The organism is Saccharopolyspora sp. NPDC050642, from assembly GCF_040654735.1.
Lineage (GTDB): Bacteria > Actinomycetota > Actinomycetes > Mycobacteriales > Pseudonocardiaceae > Saccharopolyspora > Saccharopolyspora elongata.
In genome coordinates this window covers 1-7282 of the sequence record NZ_JBFAIN010000084.1, presented here as the reverse complement: position 1 = coordinate 7282, position 7282 = coordinate 1, and the positions used below count along the sequence as shown (strand labels likewise).

Annotated in this window: 8 protein-coding genes; 3 read left to right on the top strand and 5 right to left on the bottom strand. The window is 71.5% G+C overall.

The genetic code is table 11. The features are described from left to right. Positions 1 to 420 precede the first annotated feature (420 nt). Positions 421 to 963, bottom strand: coding sequence for a chorismate mutase (locus AB0H93_RS44100; protein WP_358582918.1), 543 nt, complete (start codon positions 961 to 963; stop codon positions 421 to 423). A 263-nt stretch (positions 964 to 1226) separates the two neighbouring features. Here AB0H93_RS44100 and AB0H93_RS44095 point away from each other — a divergent pair, with 263 nt between their 5' ends. Continuing rightward, the gene (locus AB0H93_RS44095; protein ID WP_358582916.1) at positions 1227 to 1829 is read left to right on the top strand and encodes a phosphatase PAP2 family protein; all 603 of its coding nucleotides are present in this window, start codon (positions 1227 to 1229) and stop codon (positions 1827 to 1829) included. A gap of 176 nt (positions 1830 to 2005) precedes the next feature. On the opposite strand, the gene AB0H93_RS44090 is transcribed toward AB0H93_RS44095, so the two are convergent. Together AB0H93_RS44090 and AB0H93_RS44085 are read right to left on the bottom strand one after the other, a co-directional pair. Continuing rightward, complete coding sequence (locus tag AB0H93_RS44090; protein ID WP_358582913.1) at positions 2006 to 2665, bottom strand: response regulator transcription factor; 660 nt, start codon at positions 2663 to 2665, stop codon at positions 2006 to 2008. Between the two features lie 8 nt (positions 2666 to 2673). Further along, the gene (locus tag AB0H93_RS44085; protein WP_358582911.1) at positions 2674 to 4185 is read right to left on the bottom strand and encodes a histidine kinase; all 1512 of its coding nucleotides are present in this window, start codon (positions 4183 to 4185) and stop codon (positions 2674 to 2676) included. Between the two features lie 38 nt (positions 4186 to 4223). Between AB0H93_RS44085 and AB0H93_RS44080 the strand changes: the two genes are divergently transcribed. After that, the gene (locus AB0H93_RS44080; RefSeq protein ID WP_358582908.1) at positions 4224 to 4763 is read left to right on the top strand and encodes a phosphatase PAP2 family protein; all 540 of its coding nucleotides are present in this window, start codon (positions 4224 to 4226) and stop codon (positions 4761 to 4763) included. Positions 4764 to 4806: 43 nt separating this feature from the next. Here the strand turns inward: AB0H93_RS44080 and AB0H93_RS44075 are convergent, their stop codons facing one another. Continuing rightward, the gene (locus AB0H93_RS44075; protein ID WP_358582906.1) at positions 4807 to 5613 is read right to left on the bottom strand and encodes an NAD-dependent epimerase/dehydratase family protein; all 807 of its coding nucleotides are present in this window, start codon (positions 5611 to 5613) and stop codon (positions 4807 to 4809) included. Next, on the bottom strand, positions 5610 to 6044 hold the full coding sequence (locus AB0H93_RS44070) for a nuclear transport factor 2 family protein (RefSeq protein WP_358582903.1): 435 nt from the start codon (positions 6042 to 6044) through the stop codon (positions 5610 to 5612). Before AB0H93_RS44070 ends, AB0H93_RS44075 begins: the two co-directional genes overlap by 4 nt. 102 nt (positions 6045 to 6146) lie before the next feature. Here AB0H93_RS44070 and AB0H93_RS44065 point away from each other — a divergent pair, with 102 nt between their 5' ends. Further along, positions 6147 to 6956, top strand: coding sequence for a helix-turn-helix transcriptional regulator (locus tag AB0H93_RS44065; RefSeq protein WP_358582900.1), 810 nt, complete (start codon positions 6147 to 6149; stop codon positions 6954 to 6956). Positions 6957 to 7282: the final 326 nt, after the last annotated feature.

The window sequence follows — 7282 nt, the reverse complement described above, 5'->3', positions numbered from 1 at the left end:
CGACCGCGTCCGCTGCTGCCCCCACCAAGTCGGCACCCTCGCCAAAGCCATCCTCACCCTCGAACACGAAACAAGATGAAAAACGCTCAATGGAACTTGCGGATCATCGGCGTGTCGCCCCCGACATGCCGATGCCTGTGGGCAACTCACCGCAATTTCAATGGAAATCGGACCTCTGATTTCCATTGAAATTGCGGTCGGAGCACCGGTCCGAGCCGACGCAGGAGGCCGGGGGAGGGCGCCGCCCCGGGGTCCCCAGTTTCAATTGAAACTGGGGACCCCCGGACGCCAGGACCGGAGAAGCGCCGAGCCCGGGAGACGCCGGGACCAGGGACCTCGGGACGACGGGGGATCTCGGGATCGGGGACGGGGAGACGCCGGGACGGGGACCGGGGACGTGGGACGGGGGACGGCGCCGGGTCAGGGGGCGGTGCAGATCGACGGGACCGCTCGGACGAGGCCGAGGCGGTGCAGGCCGGTCAGCCGCAGGTCGGTGCTGGCGTGGTGGAAGGCGCTGGTCAGGTAGCCGTCGCAGGACGGCGCGTCGCGCAGTTGCCGGGTGTCGCGCAGTTCCAGCAGGATCTCGTCGTTCAGCCGGTCGATGATCGGCCTGATCTCGCCCAGATCGGGACGTTCCACCGGCCGCTCGCCGGGGTTCGCGGCCCACCTCTCGTGCAGGGCCCGCTGGACGAGCTTGCTGGCCTCGATCTGGTCCAGGAAGACCCGCTTCGACTCCGCCGGGTCGATGCCGAGCTCCACCGACTTGCGGGCGACCGCGTCGAGCACCTGCTGTTCCCGCACCGGATCGTCGATCGGCTGGCCGGTGCCCCACTTGGCCGCGGCGACCTTGTTCGATGTGGTGACGCGCGCGGCGGCCGACCGCAGCAGCGGGTCGAGCGATTCCCGTTCGCAGGAGTGGGCCGGGGACGCGAGCGCGGCGATGATCGCGCCGGCGAGGAGCATTGAACGCACCGGTGCCTCCTGATCGACGATCCAGCCGCGCCAGGGTACTGCGCGCCCACGGCTGAAACGCCAACGAAGACAGCGACTTTCAGCCATCTCACCCAATGCGACCACACCGTCGCGCAACCCCGGATCACCATCCGTAGCGGCCCCGGGTGCCGGGATTCTGCCGAAAGTAAGGGCGGCCGCTGCCGAAAGACCACTGCCCGGGCGACTACCCGATCCATACCTTCGACCGCGTTGCGAGCAGATGCGGAGGATCGATGAGTTCGTCGTTGGCCACCAACGAGATCGAGGACGTGCCGGACATCAGCATCGACTGGTACCGCGCGGTCACGGGCCTCGCCCACGACGCGCCGGGCTGGGTGCAGGCGTTGGCGGACGTGGCGACGGAGGCGGTGATCCTGGTGTTCGGCGCCTTGGTGCTGGCGAACCTCTGGCGAACCCGCCGGGCCGACCGCCGGCTGCGCGTCCTCGCGTTCGCGGCCCCTGCGGTCACGGTGCTCGCCTACGCGATCAGCGAGGTGACGAAGACGTTCGTCGAGCAGGAAAGGCCGTGCCGCGAGGTTCGCAACATCGTCGCGACGATCGCGGAGTGCCCGGAGCCGGGCGACTGGTCGTTCCCCAGCAACCACAGCACCATCGCCGCGGCGGCCGCGGTCGGCCTTGCAGTCGCATGGCGCCGGCTCGCCGTCATCGTCGCCCTGCTCGCGGTGCTGGAGGCATTCCTGCGGGTCTTCGTCGGCGTCCACTACCCGCACGACGTGATCGCGGGCCTCCTGCTCGGCGCGATCGTCGCGGCAGCGGGCATGGCCCTAGCGGCGAAGCTGGCCAAGACCCGCCTAGCCGCGCCGCAACCCCGCTGAAGCCAGCACCTTCGAAACCAGCCGCGCCACTCACGGCCCCGAAGCGAACGGCCTGTTCGTCTCGGTAGGTGGGGTGAACGGTCCGTTCGCCCCGCTCGTTCGGCGCGGCTTTTCGAGGTGAACGGCCTGTTCGTCTCGGTAGACGAGGTGAACAGGCCGTTCGCTTGGCCCCACGCTCAGGTGTCGCCGCGCTCCACCAGGCCCGCTTCGTAGGCCAGGATCGCGGCCTGCACCCGGTTCTTCACGCCCAACCGGCCCAGGACGGCGCTCACGTACGCCTTCACCGTGCCCTCCACGACGTGCAGCCGCCGGGCGATCTCGGCGTTCGACAACCCGGCCCCGACCAGCGCGAGCACTTCGCGCTCCCGGTCGCTGAGCGCGTCCACGTGCTCTCGCGCGGTGATCTCCTGCTGCAGCCGCGGCCCGCCCAGCTGCCGGATCACCCGGTGCGCCACCGGCGGCGAGAGGTACGCGCCGCCTTCGGCCGCCGCCCGCACGCCCAGCAGCAGTTCCCGCGGATCACCGGTCTTGAGCAGGAATCCGCTGGCGCCGCCGTGCAACGCCCGCGTGACGTAGGCGTCCTCGTCGAACGTGGTCATGATGAGCACTGCGGTTTCCGGCGCCACGCGGCGGATTTCGTCCGCCGCGCCGAGGCCGTCGAGCTCCGGCATCCGGATGTCCAGCAGCGCCACCGCCGGCCGGTGCCGCCGCACCAGTTCCACCGCGTCCCGCCCGTTGGCGGCTTCCCCGACGACCTCGATGTCCGGGTCCGCGGCCAGGATCGCCCGCACCCCGGCGCGAACCATGGCCTCGTCGTCGGCCAGCACCAGTCGCACGTCTCCTCCTACCGCCGCAGATAGTCCTTGCCCACCAGCACGTCCTGCCGGAAGCACAGCCGGTACAGGTCGCCGCTCCGCTCGTCGAACGGATCGTGGTGCGTGCTGTAGTAAGCGCAGCTCGCACCGGGCGGCCGGGGCGGGTCGGCGTCGGGTGGGTCGTCGATCCGAGTCCGCGCCGGCAGCAGGTGCTCGATCGACGACCGGGACTGCCCGACCTGCATCCGGTCGTACGCCGCCGGGGGCAGTACGGAAGTGATGGTGTCGAACGCCGTGATGCCCGCGGTCAGCAACCCCAGCACGACGGCGCTCGCCGCTGCCGCCGCGACCGCGATGTTGCGGCTGCTGCGCACCTGACCTTCGGCCCGGGCCAGGCGCGCCGCGGATTCCGAGGCCTCGATGGCCTGCGCGACCTGCGGAATCCGCGCGGACAGCAGGAACCGCCCGCGCTCCGGGCCAGCCTGGAAGGTCCCGCCCGCCAGCCGCACCCGCTCGGCGAGGGCGACGAGGCCGTACCCGCCGCTGGAAACCGGCTCGCGATCACCGGTCAGCGGGTTCGCCACCGACACTTCGCTCTCGTCGGCGGTGTGGCGCACCTCGACGGTCACGGCCGCTCCCGGCGCGTGCTTCGCCGCGTTGGTCAGCGCCTCCTGCACGATCCGGCACACCGCGCGGGCGCGCATCGACTGCACCACCTCGCCGGTCTCCGCCAACGCCACCGCCATCCCGGCGGCCCGCGCCTGCTCGACCAGCTCCGCGACGCTTTCGCCGGTGACCGGCCCGGAGTCGTCGCGCAGGACCTCGACGACCTCCCGCAACCGTTCGGCCGCATCCGTCACCGAGGCCCGCGCCTGCCCGGCCGCCTCCCGATGCCCGGCGTCCAGCGAGGGCGCCACCTCCAGCGCACCGATCCGCAGCGCGACCAGGCTGAGCTGGTGGCCGAGCAGGTCGTGCATGTCCCTGGCGATCCGGGTGCGTTCCTGCAGCCGCGCCTGCTCGCCCACGATCTGCTGCTGCCGCTCCAGCTGCTCCGCCCGCTCCCAGCCGGCCCGCACCAGCGCCCGGTACTTCTGGTGGTGCCGCCCCAGCAGCCACGGGATCAGCGCGAACAGCAGCGCGCCGATCAGCGTCACCAGCCAGGCCCCGACGTCGTGCGCCAGCACGAGCACGAGCAGCGACACCACGCCGGTGGCCAGCGCGAGCCGGACCAGCGCGTCGCGGTGCCTGCGCACCCGGAACCCGCCGTTGTAGCTGGTCGCGATCAGCATCGGGGTGAAGGCGAACGCCGCGATGACGCCCGCGTCCGGCCGGGGGATCAGCGCGCCGGCCCAGGCGGCCAGCGCGATGACCGTGGCGACGAGCGGCCAGGTCCGGCGCAGCGCCACGGTGATGCCGACCACGCCGACGCCGAGCGCGATCTCCCAGCCGTTGAGCGGATCGGTCGCGGCGACCACGTTGACCAGCAGCACGGGAGCGGACAGGACGAGCCACCACGGCACGTCCCGGATCGACACCTTCACCGCGTCGACGCTACCGGCAGGTCGGTAATGTCGGATTGATGCTGGAACCGAGCGCGGAGTGGTACCGGGAGATCGCGGAGTGGGGGACGGCGTCGCCGGGCTGGGTGCACGGCCTCGCGCTGTTCGGCACCCAGGCGCTGCTGGCGGCGTTCGCGGCGCTGACGCTGCTCGCGTGGTGGCGAACCCGGCGACTTCCGGTGCTGCTCGCGCCGCTGCTGGCGGCCGGGGCGGCCTGGCTGTTCAGCGACCTGATCAAGAACGTCGTGCGGCAGGACCGGCCGTGCCTGGCGATCCCGATACCGGGAGGCACGATCAAGAACTGCGCGGAGGTGAGCGTCTGGTCGCTGCCCAGCAGCCACTCGGCGGCGGCTGCGGCGTTCGCGGTGGCGCTGTCGATGCTGTGGCGACGCATCACGGCGATCGCGGTGCTCCTCGCGCTGCTCGAAGGCTTCTCCCGGATCTTCATCGGGGTCCACTACCCGCACGACGTCCTCACGGGCTTCCTCCTCGGCGCGGCCCTGGGAACCGTCGGCGTCCTTGCGTGCAACAACTCGAGACTTCGACTCCAGACATCGTGAGCCCGGAAGGTGGCGATTTCGCGCGAAATCGCCACCCGGCCGCCTAGCCGAGCTCCGCGCGGATGAAGTCGCGGAAGGAACGCGGCGGGCGCCCCGTGACGTCCTGGACGGTCGAGGTAGTGCGGTCCTCGCCGCCGGCCCGGATGTGCTCGTCCACGGCCGCCAAACCCGCCGCGAAGTCCGCGGGCAGCTCCGCCGAAAGCCGCCGGGCCAGCTCGTCCGCGGTGCTGTGCCGGTGCCGGACCGGCCGCCCGGTGACCTCCGAGATGATCGCCGCGGCTTCGCCGTAGTTCAACGTCTCCGGGCCGGTCAGCAGGTACTCGTCGGCCACCTCGCCCGAGGTCAGCGCGTGCGCGGCGACGGCGGCGATGTCGGCGGCGTCGATCCAGCCGAGCCGTCCCGAACCGGTGGCGGTCACGATCTCGCCGCGTTCCCGGATGCCGTCGGCCACCGGATGCCGCCCGGTGAAGTTCTGCATGAACCCTGCGGGCCGCAGCACGGCGCAGCCCGGTGTCGACGCGATCTGCGAGCGGTACTCCTCCAGCCCCGGCGCGTTCGGCAACATCGCGAACGACCCGAGCGCGACGATCCGGCGCCCGGCGGCGGCCGCCAGGAACGGCCCGACCTGCGGCATCGGGTCGATGACCCCGACCGGCGGCACCAGGTAGACGCGGTCGACGCCGTCCAGCGCGCGCCGCTGCGAGTCCGGGTCGGCCCAGTCGAAGCGCACGTGGTCCGGGGCTTCGGCCGGGTTCCTGCTCGCGATCCGCACGGCGATCCCGCGCTCCCGCAGCACTGTCGCAAGTGGACGGCCGGTGTTCCCGGTGCCGCCGGTGATCAGCACGGTCACGAGCGCACCTCGCCGCCCAGCGCGGTCACGAGGCCGGCGAGCTCCCCGGACGCCTTGGCGCCCATGACCGGGCTCCAGTAGTCGCGGTACGAGGCGATCGCGCCGTCGCGCACGACGATCACCGCGACGTAGCGCATCTCGTAGTCCGCGCCGGTCGCCACGGTCCGGCCGCGCGCGGTGAACTCGGCGACGATGGTGGCCGGATCGGTGGTCCGGTGGACGACCACGGACGGGAAGCCCGCGATGTCCAGCTTCTGCGGGTAGTCCGCCAGGTATTCGCGCAGCGCTTCCCGCCCGTTCAGGCGCTCGGGGGTGCCCGCCGCGAACGGGAACTCGAAGGTGCAGTCGGGCGCGAACAGGTCGACGAACCCGTCCATGTCCTTGGCCAGCAGCAGGTCGAGGGCCTGCTCGAAGAGTTGGTTAGCTTCCACGACGTCCAGGTTCGTCGCCCGGGAGCGGGCCGAGCAGGTCCGTGCTTGCCCCGGATCGGCGGTCCGTGGCTGGGCGGTCCGCCCCGGTGGCAAGGTGGTGAGGTGAACAAGCGCGAGCTGGCCGATTTCCTGCGCCGTCGCCGGGAGGAGCGACGTCCCGGCGATGTCGGGTTGCCCGACGGGTCCGGCCGCCGCCGCACGCCCGGCCTGCGCCGCGAGGAGGTCGCCTGGCTGGCGGGGGTGTCGACGAACTACTACGAGCGCCTCGAACAGGCACGCGCGCCGCGCCCGTCGACGCAGGTCCTCGCGGCCCTGGGCACGGCCCTGAAGTTGTCGGAGGCGGAAAGCGAGCACTTGGCGCGGCTGGCAGGGCAGGCCCCGCCGGCCCTGGATGCCGTGGAACCGGTGCCGGAAGGCGTGCTGCGGCTGCTCGACCGCCTCGGCCCGGTCCCGGGGTACGTGGTGAACGAGCGGCTCGACATCGTGGCGTGGAACGCCCACGCCGCAAGCCTGATCACCGATTTCTCGAAGCTGCCGCGCGAGGAGCGCAACACCCTGCGCCTGTCCATGCGAGGACTGTGCTCGCCGAGCGGCGAGAACCACTTCGCCCGCCAGGCGGCGGCGGAGCTTCGCCTGGCCGCCGCCCGCCACCCGGACGACCTGGCACTAGCGGCCCTGACAAGGGAATACGCCGAGTTCAGCCGGGAGTTCGCGGAAAGCTGGCGAGACCACGAGGTCCGGCCCCGGCCAACGCTGCGCAAGCGGATCGACCACCCGGACTTCGGCCCGCTGGACCTGGACTGCCAAACCCTGCACGTCCCGGGCCAGAAGCACCGCCTGATCCTCCTCTCGGCGGAACCGGGAACAACTGCCCACAAGGCCCTCGAAGGTCTAGTCGCCGCAGCCGAGTAGCGCGTGCCGACCATAGGACTCGGTCTCCTCATCGCGTTGTCGCTCCATCGCGACCCGCGCGCAGAGCTGCCAAACGCCGAGCGCACTTTCGCCCGATCCCGTGTGCTGCCCGGTCGGCCGATCGATCCAGTGGAATCCAACGACGACGAAAACCGACGCAACGAGCAGAAACCCAAACACGGCAATCACTTTCTCGTCCTTTCCAAGAGGGCCCGGCAGAGGCGGGATTTCGGGGGGTGTTCCTATGTTTTTGTCAAGCGGCGGCTGGGGGCGCTGCGGGCTGGGTTGTGGGGCGGGCCGGCTGGTAGCGGGTCTTGTTTCTGAGC

Excerpts from the sequence above, each read along its gene's own strand:
- AB0H93_RS44095 (WP_358582916.1), top strand. The coding sequence starts at position 1,227 with ATGAGTTCGTCGTTGGCCACCAACGAGATCGAGGACGTGCCGGACATC.
- AB0H93_RS44100 (WP_358582918.1), bottom strand. The coding sequence starts at position 963 with ATGCTCCTCGCCGGCGCGATCATCGCCGCGCTCGCGTCCCCGGCCCAC.
- AB0H93_RS44080 (WP_358582908.1), top strand. The coding sequence starts at position 4,224 with ATGCTGGAACCGAGCGCGGAGTGGTACCGGGAGATCGCGGAGTGGGGG.